The sequence below is a fragment of the Paenibacillus sp. Root52 genome, assembly GCF_001426865.1.
In the GTDB taxonomy this organism is placed as follows: Bacteria; Bacillota; Bacilli; order Paenibacillales; family Paenibacillaceae; genus Paenibacillus.
This window is the reverse complement of record NZ_LMFO01000012.1, coordinates 577091-601420: the sequence shown is the minus strand read 5'-3', so window position 1 is coordinate 601420 and position 24330 is coordinate 577091. Positions and strand designations below refer to the sequence as shown.

Annotated in this window: 27 protein-coding genes; 1 reads left to right on the top strand and 26 read right to left on the bottom strand. The window is 45.3% G+C overall.

The features are described from left to right. Positions 1-9: 9 nt before the first annotated feature. From trpE to mtrB, 13 genes are all read right to left on the bottom strand, one after another. Positions 10-1581, bottom strand: coding sequence for an anthranilate synthase component I (gene trpE / locus ASD24_RS14270; protein WP_056696733.1), 1572 nt, complete (start codon positions 1579-1581; stop codon positions 10-12). Between the two features lie 474 nt (positions 1582-2055). Beyond that, complete coding sequence (gene aroH / locus ASD24_RS14265) at positions 2056-2433, bottom strand: chorismate mutase (RefSeq protein WP_056696731.1); 378 nt, start codon at positions 2431-2433, stop codon at positions 2056-2058. A 4-nt stretch (positions 2434-2437) separates the two neighbouring features. Continuing rightward, positions 2438-3532, bottom strand: coding sequence for a 3-dehydroquinate synthase (gene aroB, locus ASD24_RS14260; protein WP_056696729.1), 1095 nt, complete (start codon positions 3530-3532; stop codon positions 2438-2440). Between the two features lies 1 nt (position 3533). Next, positions 3534-4703, bottom strand: a complete 1170-nt coding sequence (gene aroC / locus ASD24_RS14255) for a chorismate synthase (RefSeq protein ID WP_056696727.1) — start codon at positions 4701-4703, stop codon at positions 3534-3536. 265 nt (positions 4704-4968) lie between these two features. Beyond that, a complete protein-coding gene (locus ASD24_RS14250) occupies positions 4969-5763 on the bottom strand; it encodes a CheR family methyltransferase (protein WP_056696724.1) in 795 nt (264 codons plus the stop codon). A gap of 23 nt (positions 5764-5786) precedes the next feature. Beyond that, positions 5787-6230 (bottom strand): nucleoside-diphosphate kinase, encoded by a 444-nt coding sequence (ndk, locus tag ASD24_RS14245; protein ID WP_056696723.1) that lies wholly within the window; start codon positions 6228-6230, stop codon positions 5787-5789. Between the two features lie 160 nt (positions 6231-6390). Next, entirely contained in the window at positions 6391-7365 is a 975-nt protein-coding gene (locus ASD24_RS14240) for a polyprenyl synthetase family protein (RefSeq protein ID WP_056696721.1), read from the bottom strand. 334 nt (positions 7366-7699) lie between these two features. Then, a complete protein-coding gene (locus ASD24_RS14235; RefSeq protein WP_056696719.1) occupies positions 7700-8317 on the bottom strand; it encodes a UbiX family flavin prenyltransferase in 618 nt (205 codons plus the stop codon). 2 nt (positions 8318-8319) lie between these two features. Then, complete coding sequence (locus tag ASD24_RS14230) at positions 8320-9186, bottom strand: UbiA-like polyprenyltransferase (RefSeq protein ID WP_056696717.1); 867 nt, start codon at positions 9184-9186, stop codon at positions 8320-8322. Then, positions 9179-9907, bottom strand: a complete 729-nt coding sequence (locus ASD24_RS14225) for a demethylmenaquinone methyltransferase (protein WP_056696715.1) — start codon at positions 9905-9907, stop codon at positions 9179-9181. Before ASD24_RS14225 ends, ASD24_RS14230 begins: the two co-directional genes overlap by 8 nt. A gap of 11 nt (positions 9908-9918) precedes the next feature. Then, positions 9919-10782: a heptaprenyl diphosphate synthase component 1 gene (locus ASD24_RS14220; RefSeq protein WP_056696713.1), complete on the bottom strand. Its 864-nt coding sequence runs from the start codon at positions 10780-10782 to the stop codon at positions 9919-9921. A 103-nt stretch (positions 10783-10885) separates the two neighbouring features. Then, a complete protein-coding gene (locus tag ASD24_RS14215) occupies positions 10886-11437 on the bottom strand; it encodes a hypothetical protein (RefSeq protein ID WP_056696712.1) in 552 nt (183 codons plus the stop codon). A 98-nt stretch (positions 11438-11535) separates the two neighbouring features. Then, a complete protein-coding gene (gene mtrB / locus ASD24_RS14210; protein ID WP_056696710.1) occupies positions 11536-11757 on the bottom strand; it encodes a trp RNA-binding attenuation protein MtrB in 222 nt (73 codons plus the stop codon). Positions 11758-11906: 149 nt separating this feature from the next. Here mtrB and ASD24_RS30310 point away from each other — a divergent pair, with 149 nt between their 5' ends. Then, positions 11907-12068 carry a hypothetical protein gene (locus ASD24_RS30310; RefSeq protein WP_156395447.1) on the top strand — a complete coding sequence of 54 codons (162 nt, stop codon included), beginning with the start codon at positions 11907-11909 and terminating at the stop codon, positions 12066-12068. A gap of 67 nt (positions 12069-12135) precedes the next feature. Here the strand turns inward: ASD24_RS30310 and ASD24_RS14205 are convergent, their stop codons facing one another. The 13 genes from ASD24_RS14205 to der all read right to left on the bottom strand — a co-directional run bounded on the left by ASD24_RS14205 (position 12136) and on the right by der (position 24215). Continuing rightward, positions 12136-12408, bottom strand: coding sequence for an HU family DNA-binding protein (locus ASD24_RS14205; RefSeq protein ID WP_024630670.1), 273 nt, complete (start codon positions 12406-12408; stop codon positions 12136-12138). A 219-nt stretch (positions 12409-12627) separates the two neighbouring features. Continuing rightward, positions 12628-13614, bottom strand: coding sequence for an ABC transporter permease (locus ASD24_RS14200; protein ID WP_056696708.1), 987 nt, complete (start codon positions 13612-13614; stop codon positions 12628-12630). Next, positions 13611-15128, bottom strand: a complete 1518-nt coding sequence (locus tag ASD24_RS14195; protein ID WP_056696706.1) for a sugar ABC transporter ATP-binding protein — start codon at positions 15126-15128, stop codon at positions 13611-13613. Before ASD24_RS14195 ends, ASD24_RS14200 begins: the two co-directional genes overlap by 4 nt. A gap of 168 nt (positions 15129-15296) precedes the next feature. After that, on the bottom strand, positions 15297-16391 hold the full coding sequence (locus tag ASD24_RS14190; RefSeq protein WP_056696704.1) for a sugar ABC transporter substrate-binding protein: 1095 nt from the start codon (positions 16389-16391) through the stop codon (positions 15297-15299). 218 nt (positions 16392-16609) lie between these two features. After that, positions 16610-18088 (bottom strand): stage IV sporulation protein A, encoded by a 1479-nt coding sequence (spoIVA, locus tag ASD24_RS14185; RefSeq protein WP_056696702.1) that lies wholly within the window; start codon positions 18086-18088, stop codon positions 16610-16612. Between the two features lie 483 nt (positions 18089-18571). Beyond that, positions 18572-19342, bottom strand: coding sequence for a hypothetical protein (locus ASD24_RS14180; protein ID WP_056696700.1), 771 nt, complete (start codon positions 19340-19342; stop codon positions 18572-18574). Between the two features lie 82 nt (positions 19343-19424). Beyond that, positions 19425-19778 carry a 2Fe-2S iron-sulfur cluster-binding protein gene (locus ASD24_RS14175; RefSeq protein WP_056696698.1) on the bottom strand — a complete coding sequence of 118 codons (354 nt, stop codon included), beginning with the start codon at positions 19776-19778 and terminating at the stop codon, positions 19425-19427. Between the two features lie 17 nt (positions 19779-19795). Next, positions 19796-20413 carry a hypothetical protein gene (locus tag ASD24_RS14170; RefSeq protein ID WP_056696696.1) on the bottom strand — a complete coding sequence of 206 codons (618 nt, stop codon included), beginning with the start codon at positions 20411-20413 and terminating at the stop codon, positions 19796-19798. 87 nt (positions 20414-20500) lie between these two features. Continuing rightward, positions 20501-20680 carry a DUF2768 family protein gene (locus ASD24_RS14165; RefSeq protein WP_056696694.1) on the bottom strand — a complete coding sequence of 60 codons (180 nt, stop codon included), beginning with the start codon at positions 20678-20680 and terminating at the stop codon, positions 20501-20503. Between the two features lie 172 nt (positions 20681-20852). Then, entirely contained in the window at positions 20853-21128 is a 276-nt protein-coding gene (locus tag ASD24_RS14160; protein ID WP_056696692.1) for a stage VI sporulation protein F, read from the bottom strand. A gap of 96 nt (positions 21129-21224) precedes the next feature. Continuing rightward, complete coding sequence (locus ASD24_RS14155; RefSeq protein WP_056696690.1) at positions 21225-22265, bottom strand: NAD(P)H-dependent glycerol-3-phosphate dehydrogenase; 1041 nt, start codon at positions 22263-22265, stop codon at positions 21225-21227. Beyond that, the gene (gene plsY / locus ASD24_RS14150) at positions 22258-22881 is read right to left on the bottom strand and encodes a glycerol-3-phosphate 1-O-acyltransferase PlsY (protein WP_056696688.1); all 624 of its coding nucleotides are present in this window, start codon (positions 22879-22881) and stop codon (positions 22258-22260) included. The genes ASD24_RS14155 and plsY overlap by 8 nt, the downstream gene beginning before the upstream one ends. An 11-nt stretch (positions 22882-22892) precedes the next feature. Next, positions 22893-24215, bottom strand: coding sequence for a ribosome biogenesis GTPase Der (gene der / locus ASD24_RS14145; RefSeq protein WP_056696686.1), 1323 nt, complete (start codon positions 24213-24215; stop codon positions 22893-22895). Positions 24216-24330: the final 115 nt, after the last annotated feature.

The window sequence follows — 24330 nt, the reverse complement described above, 5'->3', positions numbered from 1 at the left end:
TCCTCTCTCTCAGTTTTTTGCGGCGCCTGCTGGACTTACAAAATAATCAGCATTGGCAAGTTTCAATCCATGATGTTTGCTCTTGGCTGGGAACATCGCTTCCGCTGTCCGAATCGCCTTGAGTAGCGCTTTGGCTTTATTCACCGTCTCTTCATATTCCTTCTCAGGCACAGAATCCCATACAATTCCCGCTCCAGCCTGCACATAAGCTTTTCCCTTTTTGAAAATAATGGTTCGGATCGTGATACAAGAATCCATATTTCCCGAGAAACCAAGATAACCGATCGCTCCCGCGTATGCCCCACGTGCCTCACGCTCAAGTTCCGCAATAATTTCCATTGCCCGCAGTTTCGGTGCACCAGATACAGTTCCCGCAGGCAGACAGGATAGAAATGCATCGAAGAAATCTTTATCTTCTCTAAGCTCACCTGTCACATTCGATACCATGTGCATAACGTGAGAGTACCGCTCGATCTCCATAAACATGTCACACTTCACGGTGCCAAAGTTTGATACCCGACCCAGATCGTTACGACCTAAGTCAACCAGCATCAAATGCTCTGCACGCTCCTTCTCATCCTGTAGCAAATCTGCAGCAAGCGCACGATCTTCACTTTCTGTTGCACCTCTTGGACGTGTGCCAGCAATTGGTCGTGTCGCCACACGATTTCCATCTATTTTAACCAACGCCTCAGGCGAGGTTCCTACGATAATTTCATCATCCATCTTCAGATAGTACATATAAGGTGATGGATTCAACGTTCTCAGCACTCTGTATACGTGAAGCGGAGAAACTTCAGTATCAATGTGAAAGCGCTGGGATAGTACCACTTGAAAAATGTCTCCCGCACGGATGTAATCTTTAGCCTGCTCCACATTGCCAATAAATTGCTCTTTCGTCAGATTGGAACGAATATCTCCTAGCTCAACATCACCTGGGATCGAACGAGGATTCAAGTTTTCACCAGGCCCTTGTTGCTGCAAACGCTCCGCAGCCTGCTCCAGCTTCTCAGAAGTAAGTGCGTAAGCTTGGCGTATTTCATCATCCGTAGCTCCATCTCTTATATGCACATTACCTACAAGCAGCATCTGTTGCTTCACATGGTCAAAAACGATAATTTGGTCACAGAACATGAAGCGAATATCATCCATATTGAGATCATCCAGTGTGTGTGCTGGAAGCTTCTCATAATATTGCAGAAGGTCGTAACCGAAAAATCCAATCGCTCCGCCTGTAAATGGAGGAAGCTCATCATCTTTAGGACTACGGTACTTTCGCAAAAGAGCCTTCAGTTCTTCAATCGGCTTGCCGGGAAGCTCCCGAGTATGCCCCGCCTCTTCTACCACGATTCGGCCTTTTTTGGCGGAAATCATCAGGAACGGATCTGTACCGATAAAGGAATATCTCGCCCATTGAATTCCACCCTCGACACTTTCCAACAGGAATGCTCGATCATTGTCGGCATAACGGCGGAAGATTCGGATTGGCGTCTCCATGTCAGCCAAGATCCGTTTAACAACGGGAATCAGATTATATTCATTTGACATTTTCAGTACTTGATTAACGTTTGGCGTTATCATTAGATCACGTCCTTTCAGATTAGGTACATATATACAAAAAAACCTCTACCATCAGGTAGAGGTTTGGTTATAAGCTGTATTCAACAAGTTCGTGTTTTATAAATAACAAGTCCCTATACATCATTTGCTGGATCGATCAGGTTATCGGTAGATTAAACGTACATCCATTAACACGTGTTCCGTTCAGGTGCACTGAATCAAATCCATTCATCCATGAGAATACTCATAGAATCTGTCTCAATTTGACCAGGTTATACCAAAACAAAACGATGTCACTAGACACGTCTCTTTCCTCAATCCTGTAATCCTCTAGCGCGACGTACCGCGAATCAGTTGACCGGCCTATGTTACTCCGGCTACCACCCGCTGGACTCTGCTATTACTCCACTAGCTCAGCTGCTCTCAGCTCAATCTCAACTCTACTCAACTGCTTCTCACTATACATGATTCCATTCGGTTTGACAACCACTGGGATTATGAACCGGAAGGTGCTGCGAGATCTGGACGCAATGCCTGCGCACCATTCAGGTAAACATGATTTATTTCATTCTGTGCTTTGGCTGTGTTCACATGCACCATAAAACGAATACATAGCGGCAATGCCCCTTGTACTGGAACCTCCAGTGCGCACATTAGCGGCACTAGCTCCCAGCCTTCCAACTGGCGAATGGCCTTTGCTGGAAAAGCTGCGTCCAAATCTCCTGTCATCGTGATCCAGACACTACAGATATCTTCTGGCTTAATATCATTACGATCCACGATCTCTTGTAACAATACGGCCGTTTCCTGCAAAATATGTTCTTCGGTGTTATGCGTGACTGTTGTAGCCCCGCGAATTCCGCGTGTCACCATGTTGTTAATCTCCCTTCTTAAGCAATTCAATCACTTCGATGACATCTGACACCGGCACGTCTTTTACAATGCGAGCTGCGCCAATGCGATCAGGAATAATGAAGACCATATGTCCTTCACGAAACTTTTTGTCATGCATCATTGCTTCCATTAATGCCTCTGTTCCCAGATGGCTCGGCAAAGTTACGGGAAGGCGTAAGGCACGAAGCATACGGACCGTATCATCATACAGTCCCGCTGGGGCACCCAGCTTCTCTCCAAGTAATGCTGATCCAGCCATACCAATCGAGATAGCTTCGCCATGCAGGAATTCGCCGTATCCAGCAATTGCTTCAATAGCATGACCAATCGTATGACCCAGGTTTAGCAGCGCACGTTCTCCGTTTTCGCGTTCATCTCTAGATACAATCTCTGCCTTAATTCCGCATCCACGCTCAAGTCCATACCCAAGAGCTTCTGGATCAAGTGCAAGCAGCTGCTCTGCATGCTCTTCACACCAATGTGCAAACGCTTCGTCACGAATCAAGCCATGCTTCAACATCTCGGATAAACCAGCAGACACATCACGAGGTGGCAACGATTGCAGTGTATCTACATCGTAAAGTACAAGCTCCGGTTGATGGAATGCACCGATCATATTTTTGGCAAGCGGATGATTGACAGCAACCTTACCGCCTACACTGCTGTCATGAGCCAGTATCGTAGTGGGCACTTGAACGAACTTAACTCCACGCATATATGTAGCTGCAACGAATCCAGCCAGATCACCAACCACACCACCGCCTAGAGCAATAATGGCTGAGCTTCGATCTAGCTTGCCTTCAATTGCAGCTGTCATCATATCTTGGTAAACGGATAGTGACTTCGATGTTTCACCAGCAGGAACAACGGCTGAGACAACTGTAAATCCAGCCGTGCTCAGCGTTTGTTCAAGCGTAGACAAATATTTAGGAGCCACATTTGCATCCGTAATAATTAATAGCGGGCTCTTCTTCGTTAGGCCATACTGCTCAAAAAATTGAGGTGCTTGTGCCAATAAACCAGAACCAATCAGAATCGGGTATGATCTTTCCTCCAATTGAACTGTTAGCTGGCGCATTTTAGTAGTTCTCCAATTGAGCTTGGTAACTTGCAACGTTCGCGCGGATTTCCTCCATGGAGTCTCCACCGAACTTCTCTAGGAATGCTTTTGCGATCTCCCATGCAACCACATGCTCCATAACAACACTCGCTGCTGGAACTGCACATGCATCAGAACGCTCAACCTGAGCTGAAAAAGCTTCCTTGGTATCGATATCCACGCTCTGAAGCGGCTTATAAAGAGTTGGAATTGGCTTCATTACGCCTCGTACAACGACAGGCATGCCGTTAGTCATACCACCTTCAAATCCACCCAAACGATTCGTTGCACGATGGTAGCCGCGCTCATCCGTATGCATAATCTCATCATGCACTTGAGATCCACGAATCGTGCCTGCTTCGAACCCGATACCGATTTCTACCCCTTTAAATGCATTAATGGACATTACACCTTGAGCAATTCTAGCATCCAATTTGCGATCATACTGTACATGACTACCCAGACCAATAGGTACACCTTCAACGATACATTCAACAATACCGCCGATCGAGTCGCCTTCTTGTTTGATTTGATCAATGTATGCTTCCATCTTCTTCTCCGTCTCTGCGTCCGTTACACGTACTGACGAAGCTTCTGTTACCTCGATCAATTCATCGATTGGCAGATCACGATACGGAGCCTCAATCTCTCCAATACGTAGGACACGTCCAGCAACTTTGATTCCGAATTCTGCTAGAAATTGTCGTGCAATTGCACCACATGCTACACGTACTGTAGTCTCACGTGCACTAGAACGCTCTAGTACGTTACGCAAGTCCTTCAGATTATATTTGAGTCCACCGTTCAGATCAGCGTGTCCTGGACGTGGACGATGCACACGACGCTTCTCTTCGTCACTGCCTTCGATTGGCTCGATGTTCATAATCTTCTGCCAGTGCTTCCAGTCATTATTTTCAACAACAAGTGCTACAGGTGCTCCTGTTGTATATCCATGGCGAATTCCACCAACGAACGTTGCCTGATCCTTTTCAATTTGCATCCGGCGTCCACGACCATATCCTTTTTGGCGGCGGTGAAGCTGGAAGTTCAATTCTTCAAAGTCAATATTCAAATTGCTCGGCAATCCTTCAATAATAGCTGTCAATTGGGGTCCGTGCGTTTCCCCTGCGGTCAAATAACGTAAACTCATAATACGTTCCCCCTTTAAACTGTTAAACTGCACATTGCTAAAATCCCATAATTTCTTTGCTCATTATAGTATAGCTGACCCGCTTTGACAAGAAAGCACACGTTTTCTTGCATCAAAACGAATTTTCGACTCCGTTCATTCTTCTGAATTATTGTACTGCTCTCGATTCATTTCTCCTTGCTTTGCAAAATAACCGCCTGAGCATACACATGAACATGTGTAACCCAGACGGTTATGAACAATATTTAGTAATTGAGAAATGAACTTATTTTTTACGATAAAAGAATGTTTCCGCTGTCTCCAAGCCATACTGCCCAGGAGAGAAAATCTGCTCCGTACTACCCACGAATAAAACACCGCCTGGACGCAAACTTGCTGCAAACTTGTGATACAACAAGTTTTTGGCTTCCTCGGTGAAATAGATCATTACGTTCCGGCACACAATCAGGTCGTACCCATCATCAAACCGATCCAACAACAGATTTTGCTTCACAAACTTAACCGAACTTTTGAGCTTCTCATCAATTCGGTACACCAAGCCATCCTGCTTGAAGTAGCGCTCAGCCGTTTCCTTAGGTACATCTTTGAGCGAACGCTCCATATAACGACCTTCTTTGGCTTTGGCAATTGCTCCTTCGTCCAAATCACTTGCTGTGATCGAGCTATCCTTGAGAATCCCCATCGTATCAAGAATCATAGCTAACGTATACGGTTCCTCACCTGTTGAACAAGCCGCACTCCATACCTTCGCTTTACGCTTGGAACCTACCAGTTCAGGTAAAATCTGATCCCGAAGCACTTCCCAACGATTCGGATTACGCCAGAATTCGGATACGTTAATCGTCATACGATCCAAAAATTCATAGAATAGGGACTTATCCTTCTGCATTGCATCAAAAAAAATAGAAAATGTATTAAATCCGTTTTTGTTGCGAAGTGTGGTCAGCCGTCTTTTCATCTGGCCTTCCTTGTATTGAGCAAGGTCAATGCCTGTGCTCTCTTTGATTTTACGAATGAATCCGGTATAGTCCGGGTCTAGTTGTTGTTCCTGCTCTAGCATCGTATCACCCTTCTGGTAATAAATTACAACCAGGCTGCGATGCTCTTGTCGTACGTTACCAATTCCTCAGAACTAAAGAAGTTTGCTGCTTCACGGGTAGCACTTTCCGGCGAATCTGCCCCATGAATTAGGTTATGCGGTGTGTGACTAGCAAAATCTCCACGAATAGTACCTGGAGCTGCTTCTTTCACATTGGTCTTGCCGATTACGATCCGCGCTAATGCCACGATATCGTCACCTTCCCAAACCATCGCAAATACAGGTCCAGATGTAATAAATCCAACTAATTCATCGAAGAACGGCTTGCCTTCATGCTCGGCATAATGTCGCTTAGCCTGATCCTCCGTCATCTGCACCAGCTTGCCCGCAACCATTTTAAACCCTTTGTCCTCCAGACGGCTAACAATACGCCCTATCAAACCACGCTGCACACCATCAGGCTTCACCATTAAAAATGTACGATCCATTGGCTCACTCCTCACTCACGGTTCAAAGTTATTTCAATATGTAGACGCAATCCCTTTGATTGTAACATACAAGTGCATTTCCTCCCAATGAGGATTGTCACTTCTACATTCGTTCATGAGTCATTCAACTGCCAATCCTAAATTGAATCGACACCTGAAATTAATGAGTACGTTTAACGACAAAATGAGCAATATCACGTAAATTCTTACTGGTCTTGATGTTAGGCAGCTGATCCAGAGCATCGAGCGCTTTCTTCATATATCGGTCAGCGAGTGCTTCTGCTTTAGCAATTCCTTGACTTTGGCGAATCATTCCAATTGCATCTGATGCGCTTGCACGTCCGTCCTCGTGCTGGACACGAGCAATTTCTTCTAGTAGTGGTTCACGTAACTGCTGTTCTTGTAATGCATAGAGCACAGGTAACGTAATGTTTCCCTGCTTCATATCACTGCCTGGAGGCTTACCCAGTTGCTTCTCTGTTCCGACCAGATCCAGCACATCGTCTTGAATCTGGAACGCCATGCCCACATTATATCCGTAGGTATATAGCAGAGAAGAAACTTCCTTGGGTGCACGAGTCGCAAGAGCTCCCAATTGACAGCTCACTGCTATCAGCAATGCCGTTTTACGCCGAATACGAAGAAGATAATTACGTACACTTTGTCCAGTGTTAAAAAAGTCGCGAATCTGCTCCATCTCACCGATGGACATCTGAACCATTGCCTTGGCCAGAATACGATGAATTGCCGGGTCGGATAAACCGGCTGTCAGTTGGAGCGCTTTCCCATAAATATAATCCCCGGTGTACATAGCAATCCGATTATCCCACTTGGATTTCACTGTCGGCTTACCTCTACGGGTTGCCGCATTATCAATGACGTCATCATGCACAAGGGAAGCCGAATGTATCAATTCGAGCGGAACCGCAATGAGCTTTAGCCGCTCAATATCATATGTACCATATTTCCCACCAAGCAGCACAAATACTGGGCGCAAACGTTTCCCACCTGCTTTGAGCAAGTGGAGTGAGGTTTCACTCAGTAACTTTTGTTCCCCTTGAACACTGCGATATAACTCTTTTTCAATGTAATCCATATCTTTTTTTAGCAACCCGAAAATATCTAATAGTTTCATTCGTTCACCCGTATCAGCGTATTGTCAGTCCAAAAATCCATGCTTACCTTCCCCTCCAGCAATTCCGGCCTGCAGGCATAACGAAAGCCCGGGCTCGCCGTCCCTACTTGTGTTCTATATGTCGTGCCACATTTCTTCGAATGCCATGACCGACATCCGGGATTTAAACTCTTCGACGTATTCTGAAACAAGGATACAGAAGTTGCCGGAGTATGGGTCAAGGCTGTGTGCCATCTCGAACATTCATCAGCACTCACCAATACCCCGGGTGCGGGGCAACAACCAGAAGCATAATCTTCTTACTAGCCACAGGGACATAGCCAGCTTCCAGTTGTTAACCCCGTTCATCCGGTTCTCCCCATCGCTTGAAGAGCTGATGCGGTATGCGCAGATTATCCAGCACCTTACCGACCAAAAACATAATCAACTCTTCCATACTCTGAGGTTTGTAATAAAAAGCCGGCATCGCCGGAATCATGCGTACACCTAATCTAGAGAGCTTCAACATGTTCTCCAAATGGATTGCATGCAGCGGCGTCTCTCGTGGAACGAGAATTAACGGTCTCGCTTCCTTCATCATCACATCAGCTGCGCGAGACATCAGATTATCAGATGACCCTTGCGCGATAGATGAGAGAGTTCCCATGGAGCAAGGCATAATAATCATACCATCGGCAAGATAAGATCCACTTGCAATGGAAGCTCCAATATCGCTAACGGGATGGTAGATGATTGAGCCAGAACGACCGCCGAATTTTTCTTCAAGCACAGCGTCACGGCTCGTAATATCCCAGTCCATTTCCTCTTTTAATACACGCCAGCCCGCATTAGAAATCACGAGATGCACTGTGTAGTTCAGATCAAGTAACGTTTCAATCAGCCTAATGCCATAAATGCTTCCACTGGCTCCAGTTATACCAACGACGAGGCGTTTATTGTCCGGCTGCTGCATCGTTACTTCACCGCCAGATCAATCAAAGTGAACGTAAACACCACAAGGCTGAGCACACTATTCATCGTAAAGAATGCCGTTTGAACTCGGCTCATGTCATTAGGTGATACGATGTAATGCTCATAGAATAGAATACCGTACGTAATCAACATACCCGCACCATACCACCAGCTCAGATCCGTCATTAACAAGAGTGCTAAGAAACCGATCGCCGTAATGATATGGAAGAACCTTGCGATCTTCAACGACTTAATCAATCCAAAGCGAGAAGGAATGGAATGTAAGCCTTCTCCCTGATCAAACTCCAGGTCTTGACATGCATAGATGATATCGAAGCCTGCTGTCCAGAATACAATCGTAACGTAGAGTACAATAGCTGTCCAATCCATCGAACCCGTAACCGCCACCCAGCCTCCAAGTGGAGCAAGACCAATCGTCATACCAAGCACGATATGACATAGCCATGTGAATCGTTTGGTATATGAATACAGTACTAGCATAAATACAGCAATAGGCAACAATTGCATGGATAATACATTAAGATTGGATGATGCCCAGAATAACAATACAAATGAGACGATAATGAAAATAATAACTTCGCCGTTCTTCAGCAATCCAGCCGGAATAGCTCGCATTGCCGTACGTGGATTCTTGCCGTCAATGGCCTGGTCAATAATACGATTAAGACCAAATGCTGCACTTCGCGCACCTACCATAGCTAGTAGTACCCAGAAGATTTGCATCCAGGATGGAAACGTGCCATTGACTAACATGGAACCGAGAATAGCTCCCATAAAAGCAAAAGGTAATGCAAAAAGCGTGTGTTCAATCTTGATCATTTCTAAAAAGATACGAATTTTCCTAAACATGCTGATTCTCCTTGGTTCCAATATGCAGTGCCGCGATGCCTCCGGTCAGAGGATAGGCCTGCACTTGCTGTAATCCGGTTTCTTCAAAAATGCTCGCCAGTTCCTTTCTTCCCGGAAATAGTGCCAGCGAGTCTGGTAGCCATTTGTACTGCTCATAACGCTTAGCAAATAGCTTAGCCATATTAGGCAACATATGTTCAAAATAAAAATAATAAATGCCTTTAAAAGGCTGCCATGTTGGCTTGGATAGCTCTAGACATACCACCTTGCCTCCAGGCTTCACAACTCGTTGCATCTCAGACAGAACCTGTCTCAGATCCGGTACATTCCGAAGACCAAAACCGATCGTCACGTAATCAAACGTATTATCGTCAAATGGAAGTGACATTGCATTCCCTTGCACAAGTGTAATCTGCTTATCACGATTCACTGCATTAATCTTCGTTTGACCTACCTCCAGCATGTTACTGCTGAAGTCGAGACCATGCATGTGACCCGTTTCACTTGCTTCCGCCATGGCAAGTGTCCAGTCGCAGGTTCCGCAGCACAGATCAAGTCCTGTGTCTCCTTGGGACATGTTCATCTTTTTCATGGTGAATTTACGCCAAGCTTTGTGCCTACGAAAACTTAGGATATCATTCATGACATCATACTTACCCGCAATACTCTGAAAAACCGAATGGACAAATTCTTCTTTCGGTTTGGTCTCTGTGCTACCCATTCGTCTCCCCCTCAATCTTCCCTAACTACCGCATGTGAAGGCTGCAAATAGGTGAGGTAAGGTTCTAAAATTGCCTGCACTTCATGCAAACTTTCACCCTCCACCTTATCTTGCAATAATTGCTGTATGCGGTGTGTGCTATTACGAAGCATGTCCAGCAAGATTTCACCAATTCGATACTTCAGAACCAGTCCAGCCCACGCACGCATATCTGGCTCAGGTTGACGAAGAACCTTCCGTTCCTCATCACTGCCCTGTACATTAATACTCCAGAAGGCATAACTGTAAACAAAGCTTTTCTCATCATTTAGCTTCTGCAATTCTTCCACAATGTTCTCACAGGTGCTAAATTCAGCAAGCAGATGCTTCCAGATCGACTGATCCTTTTCTCTGATTATGTCTGTAAAAGAAAGAAACAGCTGCATTTTCAGCTGTACCGTTTCACGTAAGTATTCATCAGGCGAAACGACGAGCTTCTTCATCCGTTCATATAATGACATCTTACCCACGTTAACCTCAGCGACTGCACCACTAAGTTTACCAATCATTTCGATCCGGTTGGCATGGGCAAGCAATTGATAGAATCGACTACTGAAATAATCGCCAGCGAGCACATTCAACTGACGAGATCGCATCTCCTGTTCTCTACGTGCTCCGGATAAAGTATCAATACGATCATGCGTATCCATGGCCAACTGAACGAGCGAGGTAGCTAAAGCATAAATTTCATCATGCTGCTTCTCATCTGTGCGACTCACAAACACCTGCAACAGACGCGCTCGGCTATCCGGAAACGGTGGTATTTCCGTATGTTGTCGAATCATGTCGTAATCCGTATATTTTTTTGCTAGTTGGGGTACGCGATATGAATTCATTCTCCAGCCTCCGAGACTTTGCATTGTTAAACCTTTTTCTGCACTACAATCTTATATATTATAGCATATGTTTATCGGACACGCACTGAATCCTGCTATTCTATTACCCCTGGTTCAACATTTCGAACTGCTTCCTCCAGAGTTCCGTCTCCATAATATGAAACCAGGCTTTTAATTCGTCAGATAACGCTGGACTATTCCAATTTCGCAGGCTATCAATTGCTTCCATCGGCCATTCATTGCGGCGAATATCCGCGGCAAGCAACAGATGTTGTTTATGCAGCCATTCATCCTCGGCCATAACACGAAGCAATACTTGTTCCACATTGTCCAAGCTCCGAAAACTCAGCTCGGCAATCGCGGCCATGTTGGCGTATATTTCACTATAGCTTGTTCCCGTTCCAATTACCTTTAAATCGAGTTTCAAAATGGATTGCTTCCATTCTACTCTTGCGATGGGAGTTGTTAAATGCATAGAATTTAGCACATCTACCAAATTTTCATCGGATAATTCGTCTGGTGCTTTTGTTGCTGTGACTGGCAGTACGTGATCCTCGCCCCATGTACGTATATGTAAATTCTGTATCGCCACCAGCAGAAAAACTGCCGCAACCGTTGCTAACACTGAAGTGGTAAGGATCATTCCGGGTTTCATAAACGCCTCCCTGCCCTCACCTGTTAGTGTAGTCTGTCCGGTAAAGGCTCATACCTCATTGTACAATGAAAAAAAGCAGGCTATGCCTGCAATTTTCATTATTCGGACTGAATTTCACCATGCTTGGTAATCAGCGTAGCTTTGCCCCGGATTTTGATGGCAGAAGTATGATTCGTGAATTGAGCAAACATTACTTCCCCCTTGTCGAGCTTCTCTGTATGGTGAAAACGCGTGTCCTGGCCCCGAGTTAAGCCGATTACCTGTACACCGTTCTCTTCCGCTCGAATGACAATATAATCACTGCCGGTTGGATGGTCCATCACGTAACGTCCCCTCTCCTAGTTCAATAGCGTTAATGATGATTAAAATCGTTGCATTTGTCAACAGAGTCCTATCCATATGAAACGCAACAATTACTCAATGATGGGTCATACTACAAAATATATAGTTACAGAAAGGAGAATTACTCTTGAAATACACTCCAGCAACACTAACAGAAGAACATGTGCACCAGATTCAAGAGGTTGAACAGCATCTCTCTGATGCTGCAGGCAAAGAACTGATTTTAATCGCTTATACCCTGCAGCCAGAAGAAACGAATCCGTCAGACAGCCGTTCAGATCCACTTTAAAAGGGCAAAAGAAAAGGCCGTGAACAAGTCACGGTCTTTTTGTCGACATATGGAATATGTAGAAATCTTATTTAATTCCGTCTTTGAGCGCTTTACCTGGTTTGAATGCAGGAATTTTGCTCGCAGGAATTTCGATTTCTTCACCTGTTTGCGGGTTACGTCCTTTACGAGCAGAACGTTCGCGAACTTCGAAGTTCCCAAAACCAACCAATTGTACTTTGTCTCCGCTTTGAAGAGCCTCAGAGATTGCTTCGAACACGGCATCAACCGCTTTCGTTACATCCTTTTTGGACAGTTCAGTAGCTTCAGACACGTGTGTAATCAAGTCTGATTTATTCATTTGTTTTTCACCTCCTGAATCAATGTCCTGAATGTTATACTGTGTTTCCGTTTTATCGCGAAATATACGTTCATACGCAAAAAATCTACGTACATCTTGAGCGTGATGAACACCATTCTCCGCTTGCGGTTAACAGTTCTTTCCGGCAGAATGCCGCCTGAAACCAAGCGCGCTCCATACGCGGAACAAATTTTATACTAATACAGACAGCACACAATTTCAAGTGCGGTTGCGGTTTAACACGTAAAATGTAACGGCTAAGGCTAGGACAAGAACGCCACCTTTTACAATATCGTGTGTAAAATACTGTACATTCATCATCGTCAAACCATTGACCAAAACACCAATTAAAACCGAACCTATAAATGTTCCAATCACGTTTGGTTTACCCGCACCGAACACAGAGAACCCTACAAATACAGCCGCTACGGATTCCATTAACAACGGAGAACCCGCATCAATCTGACCAGAACCAACCTTGGATGCATAGATAATACCACCGATTGCAGCAAATACACCTGCTGCCACATAGGCTAGTGTTCTTACCTTTTTCACCTTGATTCCAGACAATCTTGCAGCCTCTTCATTCCCCCCCGTAATGTACATTTGGCGGCCGTACTTCGTATACGTTAAAAAGATGTGAACGCCGATTACCGCAATGAGCAAAAGGATAACCGAGATCGGCATGCCCAGCCATTTACCCTGTCCAATCTGCAAAAACGTTGGATCCATCTCCCCCGCAGCTTTGCTTCCATCCGGAAATTGCATGTGATTATAGATGGTATAGCCTTGTGCGTACGTTTTGTGAATCCCGCCGATGATATACATCGTGGCTAGTGTAGCCAGTAGATCAGGGATACGCAGTTTCACAATAAGCAGCGCATTAAGGAGACCAATGACAGCGCCGATCACCAGCGGAACGATGATAACGACTGCTAACGGCTGTTGGTACCAGATCATCAAAGAGGCAGTAACCACCGTCGTTAGTGATACAGTTGCGCCTACAGAAAGGTCGAATCCATCCACAATTAGAGATAATGTGACACCAATCGCCACGAATGTCACGATCGAGATAGAACCTAGAATATCGGTTAAGTTGCTGTACGTAAAGAAATAAGGCAATTTAATGCCGAAAAATGCAATAACTCCAATAATAACGATAATCGCTCCATAACGGAACGCAAAATCTAATGATTTGTCCTTCATGCTTGCACCTCTTGTCCACCGCTTGCATAGTATAGCAGCTGTTCTTGGTTAGTTTCGCCTCGTTTGAATTCCTTTACAATCTCACCTTCACACATCACAGCAATCCGGTCTCCAATTCCAAGTCCTTCATCCAGTTCACATGTGAAATAAATGACCGCTTTTCCTGCAAGAGCCAGTTGGTTAATGATCCGAAAAATATCACTTTTAGCTCCGATGTCTACCCCTTTTGTTGGCTCATCAAATATAAATACATCGGCCTCCGCGTTTAGCCATTTACCAATGGCTACCTTCTGCTGGTTACCACCACTTAAATACTTAACCTCCTGACGAACAGAAGAGGTCTTGATACCAAGTTGTTGAATCAATGATTCCGCGTTCTCTCTTTCCCTTTTACGACTTACAAAGCCAAGCCTGCTGAGCCTGCTAAGCAATGGTAAGCTTAAGTTCCGTTCAACATTCTCATGAATCAGGATACCCTGCTTACGACGTTCTTCAGGCACAGAGACGATTCCCACTGCCGCAGCATCAGCGGGTTCCGCCATCCGAAGCTTGTTATTGTTCAACCGAATCTCGCCTGCCTCCAGCCGGTCTGCCCCAATTAAGAGACGTGAACATTCCGTCTTGCCCGCACCTACAAGCCCTACTACAGCAAGCACCTCACCGCGGTGTACAGATAGATCAACGCCTTTAACCTTCAGCCCACGACGGAGTCCACGCGCTTCAAGCAACAGATCACCGATTGGTGCCTCAGTCTTAGGAAATTCTTCATCAAAGGACTTACCTAACATCTGAGTAACCAGATCGTTAATCGTCAATCCATTGGTATCCCCTGTAAACACATGCTGACCATCTCTCATCACCGTCACTCGATCACAATGACTCGTGACTTCAACAAGGCGGTGAGTAATGAAAATACATGCGACTCCGCGATCCTTCAGCAAATGCACGATACGAAAAAATGCATCCGTCTCTTCCTGACTAAGGGGGGCTGTCGGCTCGTCAAAAATAATAACCTTGGCTTCTTGAACCAAGATACGCGCGAGCAAAATCATCTGTTTCTCTGCAAGTGTAAGGTCGGCCACTTTCTTGTGCACAGAAATGTCTGCTCCCAACTGCCTCAACACCTCGCTAGCGCGCTGCTGCAGTTTTCGCGGACTCTTCCACCATCCCCCAGCAGAAGAGGCAAGTTGATCTAACATAATATTCTCTGCTGCGGTTAATTGAGGCACTAGGGCTGCATCCACTTCTTGGTACACACAGTGGATCCCCTGGCTTTTAGCATCACCAGGAGAGTTCAAGCGTAGGATCTGGCCGTTCAGGTTAATCGTGCCCTGATCCAGCGGATAAGCACCGGACAATATCTTCATTAATGTACTCTTTCCGGCTCCATTAGCTCCAAGAAGTGCATGAATCTCTCCACCTTTTACAGCGAAATTCACATCTTTAAGTGCAGGAACGCCAGCAAACTGTTTATGGATATGTTCCATTGTCAGCAGAATAGATGCCGTTGTCATGATGTGTACCTCCAATCACTTCCTATGGGTGTATTTGTTGTTTTCTTTTTTATTCGTTAGAGCTTACTAACCTATATTCGTCTGATCTTCTGTTGCTGGAAAAAGCGCGCCTCTCGGCGCGCTCGACTAACGCTTGTTGATTGCTATTAATGAACAACAGGATCAGGTTTATTTGGCCGTAATGCCGTAATCCTTCATCCAATCCTTGATACCTTGCGTACTTCCACCCCAGCCTTCTACATACTCTGACAGCTCGGAAGTAGAAATTTGTTTCTCAGGTAATGCTTCACGTTGCACATAAACCGGATTGAGTACCACTGCATCCTCTGTCTCGTCACCATTAATCTTCTGATAAGCATAACGAACTTGTACTCGTCCAATGTCAGTTGGATCAACTGCTGCAGATGCAACCCATGGATTTTTAGGATCTTGGATCATTTGCAAATCTTCATCACTCATATCGATACCATAAACTTTAATTTCATCACGACCAGCTTGTTGAATTGCACGTGCTGCACCTTTAGCAAATTCATCCCATGCCGTCCACACTGCAGTAATTTCACCTTTTGGATATTGCTTCAGAATGGCTTCCATTTTTGCTTGAGTATCAAGTGCTGGATTTTGAGCAGAGCCAAATGTAGCAATTTCTTTAATGTCAGGATTTTCACTCATAAACTTAGCGTATGACACCTGACGGCGTTCCATCGGTGCAAATCCAGCTACCCATACTTTAACAATATTACCTTGACCATTAATGTCTTTTTTCATTTGTTCTAAGGTAAGTTCAGCCATCTTTTGATCATCCTGAGACAGCACTGTAGCACCTGGAACGCTGATATCCGCGTCAAATACTACAACTGGAATGTTTTGTTCTACAGCCTTTTTTACACCTGGTTCAAGCAATGAATCACCATGATCCGTCAGAATGGCATCAAACTTTTGATTAATCGCACTATCGAGCAATGATACCATTTTCGCTTTATCGTTATCGGCAACAAACGTCGTCAGCGTGCCGCCGAATTTTTCAATTTCTTCTCGAACACCTTGTACGTATTGTTGTGAGAATGTACCTGTGTTGAATTCCATAATAAGAGCAACTCGTTTACCACTTAGCGGGCCAGTAACTGCCTCAGTCGCAGGCTTGTCCTCCGCGCCAGAAGCTGGTGTTGCTGCTGGCTCTTTTTTAATTCCGCATGCGGACAGTGCCAATGTAAACACGAGCAGTACACTTAACCAAACCCATTTCGTAGCTTTTCTCTTCATCTCTATTCCCCCTAGTCATTCTCTCTCTGTGTGATCTTGATCACAATAGTTGAATATTAATATAACGGCTAATCCCTAGTATGTAAATGGGTTTTAGTAATTTAAAGCTAAAACTCGCTAAGTTTTTTTCGGAAAAGCTAGACTTCCATCCAAATCCACCAGAATCAAGAAAAAAGAACATTAAAAAGACCGCAAGGCATCCCTTGCGGTCTTTGATTTTACAGTATGATGGCGATCAATCCGCCTGATCCTTCGTTAATGATTCTTCCGAGCGTTTCCTGCAGCTTATAGCGTGCATTATCCGGCATCATAGCAATCTTGCCCTGAATGCCTTCTCTCACAATGGAATGCAATGAACGTCCGAACATATCTGAATCCCATACCTTGATCGGATCATTTTCGAAGTCCTGCATCAGGTATCTCACCAGTTCCTCGCTCTGTTTCTCCGTACCGATAATAGGTGCGAATTCAGACTCCACATCGACTCTAATCATATGGATCGAAGGTGCGGTTGCCTTTAAGCGAACTCCGAATTTAGTCCCTTGACGAATCAGTTCAGGTTCATCCAACGCCATCTCAGCCAGAGAAGGTGCCGCAATGCCGTAGCCGGTCGTTTTGACCATCTCCAGTGCCTCAGCGAAGCGATCATACTCTCTTTTGGCATGAGAGAACTCTTGCATCAGTTGTAACAGATGATCTTTGCCTCGAATCTCGATCCCCACAACTTCCACGAGGATCTGATCATACAACTCATCCGGCGCATACAGATCAATCTCAGCTACACCCTGACCCATATTCATTCCGCTCAGTCCAGCGCGGTCAATGAATTCGTATTCCATGAACTGAGCTACTACTCGATCCACATCACGCAGTCGACGAATATCCTTCACAGTGTCACGGACAGAATTTTCATAGTTGCTACGCAACCAGTGTGTATCATTCAGTACCATAACCCAGCTCGGTAAATTCACATTCACCTCATGTACTGGGAATTCATACAATACTTCACGAAGAACACCTGTCACATCGTCTTCCGTCATTGTCGCTGCACTCAGCGTCATCACTGGAATGTCGTATTTCGCGGCAAGCTCGTTACGCAATTGAAGTGCCTCTTCACTGCGCGGACGAGTAGAGTTGATGACGAGCACAAACGGCTTACCCACTTCCTTCAGTTCAGCAATAACACGCTCTTCGGACTCTACATAGGAACTCCGTGCAATCTCAGCGATTGTACCATCTGTTGTAACAACAACGCCCAGTGTAGAATGTTCCTGGATAACTTTGCGTGTGCCAATCTCTGCCGCTTCCTGGAACGGAATTGGCTCATCGAACCAAGGTGTAGAGATCATACGTGGGCCATTCTCATCCTCGTATCCCTTAGCTCCCTCTACAGCGTAACCTACACAGTCCACAAGACGTACATTGACATCCAATCCTTCGGCGACTTTGATCTGAACTGCGTTATTCGGTACAAATTTCGGCTCGGTGGTCATGATCGTTTTACCAGCTGCACTCTGTGGAAGTTCATCCACTGCACGGGCACGATCAGCCTCACTTGCGATGTTAGGCAGTACGATTGTTTCCATGAATCGTTTAATAAATGTTGATTTCCCCGTCCGGACTGCGCCGACAACCCCGAGATAGATATCCCCTCCGGTCCGCTCAGCAATGTCCTTAAAAATGTCTACTTTCTCCAATGAAATCCCCTCCCTAAATTACTCCGAAGGAAAAATGCTAAAGAGCATCCGCTTCGTTTTTTCAATCAGAAGACTGAAATCCCTGCAACGGTAGAGCCGCCTTTGTGAGTGCCCGGAAGTCGTCCGCCGCCGAACGTTGCATTCTGATGAAACCGGCGAAAGCGGCGTTAACTCGTACATGCAATTGGACTAGTATCATCTTATGTATCCGTATGCAGCATTATGACGCGTATTTTTGTTTTTTTCTTAAGGTTTTTGTCCTCAGAAAATTGCCCAGCTCCCGGACTGCGCGTCTTTATTACAATCTACCTTATGAGCGCTGTGCAATATTTATGACGCTTCGTTTTTATTGGATTTCAGTGAATTTCATTGGAGACGCCTAACAGTCAAGGAACCCGGCTTTATTCGAACCAACTTACACCAAAAAGGAGATATTCCTTGGATTGGAACTCTCCCTTTTAGCTGAAACCTATCTCATATAGATTATAATGTATTACTTTTTGCTACAGGAGCATTGCTCTCCCAAACATAAGTGACTGATTTTACAGGAACAAAATACGAGTGTTCCAACAGATAGTCCCGTACGTCCGTCGTTTCTGTAGGTGATTCTTCTGATTTCTCCACAGCCTGCATAATGTCAAAAGCATAATCCACATATACATTGCCTACCTCATCCACCATAAAGGGCAGCTCTTGCCCCGAATACACACTATTAAGTGTTACCTCAGGTGCCCCAGCAACAGCAGCTTCTTTCATATTTACAACATGCAGACCAGGATATAACTCTTCTCCTACAGGTAACTTGCCATTATGTACGGACTTATACTGGTTAACCATTCGTTGTACATCATTAACCTTCTGCACAGTCTGCAGATCCATAACTTTGATCGTTGGCTTTACCTCTTCATTCTGTATTAAGAAGTAAGCGCTACCACCGTTCTCAAAAGCCGTTACCGGTATTTCATCGATGTACCCCTGCTGCTTCAGCTTAGCGAGATCAACTCTGAACTTTTCGAATTTGGGCGTTTCCTCACCCGCATTAAGGATAGGTAATATTCCCTGATCTTGCTGAAAGGCTTCCACTGCAAGCTGTATTCTGCTAACACTTTCCCGATAGGCGACTTTGGGATCTGCACCACTTTGGGATTGATACATACAGCCACTACCCACAAAAGCAAATAACAGAAATAAGAATAAAGCGCTAATGTGCCGTCTTCTTCTACTCCACTGCGTGTTAGACGAGTTCTTGATCATCCGTATCCTCCTTGGATCTCATGCATGAAGTACAACGTAATTAACCAAAAAAATATTAAACTATCTGGCTGTTAGAATAAGTTTAGAACCAGTCATCATCTTCCTTTTGCTGACGCTCCAGTTGTTTACGAATCGCGGCTTTGAGAGGATCTTCAGGCACGTGAACAGACAATGAAGCCCCGACCTTGGCTTGGCAGGCCAGTCTCGTTCCTTGTTCCAATAACTGCCCCAGTTTACGTTTCTCTGCATCGGTCGGAGGGTACAACGCATGGGCATAGTCTTCATCGACTCTCACTTTACACATCAGGCAAGCCGCCTTCCCGTCGCAACGCGTCGTTATTTTTACGCCTGCACGGCGTGCGGCATTCAGTAAGGTTACGCCTGCTTTCAAACGAATACTCTTCTGATCAGGCAAAAATGTAATGATCTGCTCCATGTGCTCCCTCCTTTCTATTACGCATGCCAATCAAACCCGATAAGTTCACTAACTTCGGATCGAAAGCGACTTGTCCACACATTTTGCTCACTGAGTAAAAGCATGAGGGATTGATGTTCATGTGGCTGCTTCCGAATCTGCTTCGCAATTGCTTCATACCGATCCACGCGTCCCCTCAATACGTTGAATAACAATTCATGAGCTAGCGGCATTAGTTTGACTGTGAATGCACCCATCTGAACACAGGGCGCATGTGCAGCGAGTAAACGATCAATTTCTACCCGATACCAGCTCTTTCTTGCCCATATCTCAAAACCACCGACCAGTTCCAACGCACACTCTCCCACCTGGTAATGGCTAAGTAAGGAAGCGTACGGACCTGTCTTATCGATCTGTGGTTCATCCAGAATTGTTCCAGGTGCAGTTCTATGTAACATTTTGGCTGCAGCAATATCCGCATAAATATCAATGTCTCTTGGCGCCTGTTGCAATTCTACCTCTTGCAATAGCAGCCCACAACTCCCGCCGAGCAGCCATGTGAATGGTTCATTACTCCAGACCTTCGCGATTTCCAGCAGAGCAGCATGTAATACCGGATAATCCGCTGTTCGTTCCCCCGTTTTATTCAGCTCCATCCGGGCTCACCTTCTTTCATCCGTGTTCATTGTGTCAGTTCTTATGATGTGCTTATTCGGATGTTATCCCTCAGGCTCTGGAAAGGCTCAGGTTAGAGATGCAATTCCGCCGAAAAAGCCAATTAACATAATCAGAAATGCAATAAGGGACAATACCCCGCGTATAATACCTTTCGTTTTGGCACGAGCAAACGTAATTAGGAATACAGATAAACCCATAATCAGAATCGCAACCAATGACAGCCACATCTTGTCCATTGCGCTCATAATCCAACAGTCTCCCCTTCAGTCCGTTAATTCATCACTGACACCGTGACAATTGCAATTATTATAACACGAAATTCAACGGTTTTTTCCAAAAAAAAGACAAAAAGCAAGCTGGCAGAAGCCAGCTCACTTTCTCATCTTATTCATCCACTGCCTATGCAGGCACGATCTATTATTTTTTCATCATCATTTTCATAAGCGATTCCATGCTGTTCGGGTTCAATCCGCTCTTCTTGACCGCACTTACAATATCCTGAACCGTATCTTCCGACACCGGAACTTTCGCCATAGCGGATACCTGCTTAATCAATTGGCGCAACTGAGCTTCGTTCTGCATTGTGGATGGTTTCACTGTGCTGGCCAACTTCTTGACAGCACCTTCCGTAATCGTTTTGCCTGTTTTTTTGTTGATCGCTTTCAGTGCATCCTTAGAAATATTGTTACCCATTCGTCTCCCCTCCTCCGGTAATACTCATGTGTATAGTATGAGTGCACCGCAGAAAAGGTGAATAAGCTTCAAGATCCGTTCAACAAGACACACCGATTAGGAGTGCCATTGCTCCCAAGTTTCAAGTTTCATGACTTCCATCTCCGTTTTGGGATCTCGGCCCATCAGAGCCTCAACCGCATCTCGTGGCAGTCTCTCCTGAAAAAGAACATGATACAATTGATCAGCAATTGGCATTTGCACATTATATTTTTGTGAAATAAAATAAGCAGCCTGTGTAGTACGAATTCCCTCAACCACCATGCCCATTGAGTTCAAAACATCGTCTAATTTCTTACCTTGACCCAGCATAGAGCCTGCTCTCCAGTTTCGACTGTGTTGACTGGTAGCTGTAACTACCAGATCGCCGATCCCTGCCAAACCAGAGAACGTCAGTGGATTCGCACCCATCTCCACACCAATGCGTGTAATTTCAGCAAGACCACGTGTTAATAACGCCGCTTTGGCATTATCACCAAACTGAAGTCCATCGGACATTCCCGCACCTAGTGCAATGATATTTTTGAAGGCTCCTGCCAATTCAACACCAAGCATATCTCGGTTCGTATACACCCGGAAATAGGAATTCATAAACAATCCTTGGGCTGACTCAGCAGCAGTCTTGTCCAGTGATGCGACAACTACTGTTGTTGGGCAACGCTTCACCACTTCTTCCGCATGACTCGGACCTGAGAGGACAACGACTTGTCCTTCTTCACATTCAAGCTCTTCGGAGATAACGGTTGACATCCGTTTCAGACTCTCCGTCTCAAACCCTTTGGTTGCGTGAATAACGAGCATTTCCGGCTTGTAGTGAGCCTTAAGTTGTTGTGCCACCGCTCTCATTGCTGAAGAAGGCGCTACAATGACGATTGCTGATGCCCCTTCAACCGCAGCACCCATATCCGTCGTTGACTGAATCAGCGGAGATAGTTCTGCACCAGGGAGAAAGCGAGCATTCGTATGCTGCTCATTAATTTCCGCAGCTTGTTCTTCCCCACGTGTCCACATCATTACATTCAACTGATTCGCAGCGAGCACACTGGCAAGAGCAGTTCCCCAACTGCCCGCAACCAGTACAGCAACTTTTTTAGACAACGCGTTTTCCCCCTCCAGGGTTTTTCGATCCCAATTTATTTTCCTGTCCTTTGGCGAGCTTCGCAATATTGGTACGATGTCTCCAGAATGCAAACAGACAAATAATCAGACTTCCCCAGAAGATGGTCATTGAATATCCGGGTAAAACAAGAATAAAGATAGGTGTCAATGCAACAAAGATCAGTGATCCCAATGAAACATACCGTGTCAATACGATGGACAGGATTGCGAAAACTCCGGCGCACAATGCAGGAACAAGAGAGAGTGTGGCAAGTACACCAATCGCCGTTGCAATTCCTTTTCCCCCGCGGAAACGGAAGTATAGTGGCCAGTTATGCCCTGCAATAGCTGCTATACCACAGATCGCTGGAATCCATTCCGAACCGCCGCTAAGCCAAACTCCGATCCATACCGCAGCGATCCCTTTGAGCACGTCAAGGAGCAGAACCAGGATAGCTGGCCCTTTCCCCAGAATACGCAATGTATTCGTAGCTCCTGCGTTACCGCTGCCGTGTTGACGGATATCGATCCCCCGAATCGCCTTGGCAAGGAGGACACTAAAGCTGATTGAACCGAGTAGATAACTCAGTACAATCGCTGCGATTTGTAAAATCACAAACTTCTCCCCTAACTTTCGTCGGACTTCTTCCGAGTAAATATACGAATTGGCGTACCTTCAAAGTCGAACGCACCACGGATTTTATTCTCCAGGTACCGTTCATATGAGAAGTGCATCAACTCTGGGTCGTTTACGAAAATAACCATTGTTGGTGGTTTAACTGCTACCTGTGTTACATAGTTAATTCTCATTCTGCGACCTTTATCCGTTGGTGGTGGATTGATCGCAACAGCATCAGATACGACATCATTAAGCAGATGCGTCTGAATACGTAGTGCATGTTGCTGAGCCACATGTTGAACAACCGGTAGCAATTTTTGTAAGCGTTGTTTTGTTTTGGCTGACAAAAAGACCACGGGAGCATACGTCATAAACAAGAAGTGATCCCGAATTTTTTTCTCAAATTCATTCATGGTCTTATCTGTTTTGTCCACAACATCCCATTTGTTCACTACAAACAGTGAAGCTTTGCCTGCTTCAAATGCATAACCTGCAATATGTTTGTCTTGTTCAATAATGCCTTCTTCACCATTAATGACAATCAAAACAACATCGGCACGTTCAATAGCACGCATCGCACGCATAACGCTATACTTCTCAGTCGTTTCGTACACCTTACCACGTTTGCGCATACCTGCTGTATCGATTAATACATAACGCTGACCATCCTTTTCAAACGGGGTATCAATGGCATCACGCGTAGTTCCCGCAACATCACTAACAATAACCCGCTCTTCGCCCAGGATCGCATTCACAAGTGAGGATTTACCTACATTCGGACGGCCGATCAGTGCTACACGAATAACATCATCATCATAAGTCTCTTCTTCAAGTTCTGGTAACTTCTCTACGATTGCATCGAGAAGATCGCCTACACCTGTACCATGGCTACCTGAGACCCCAATTGGATCACCGAACCCGAAACCATAGAACTCATAAATCAGTTCGCTGCGCCCGATATTATCCACTTTGTTAACGGCTACAACGATAGGCTTACCTGAACGGTACAGCATCTCTGCAACTTCTTCATCCGATTGCGTAATACCCGCTTTGGCATCACACATAAATACAATAACATCCGCTTCTTCAATCGCAAGTTCTGCCTGCATACGGATGGATTTCATAATGACGTCCTCGCCGTCAATCTCGATACCACCTGTATCGATAATACTGAATGCTTTGCCGTTCCATTCACCGATTCCATAAATCCGATCTCGGGTAATGCCCGGCTTGTCTTCCACAATGGCCAGCCTGTCGCCGATAATCCGATTAAATATAGTGGATTTACCCACGTTCGGTCGTCCGACAATTGCCACAACGGGTCTTGCCATACATTCCACTCCTCCTGTCCATACTTTACGATACTCATCATAGCAAAAAACACTTGTCTTGGCTAACCTTTCGTACCGTTATCCTCGTAATAACAACAATCGGCGAACCCGCCTG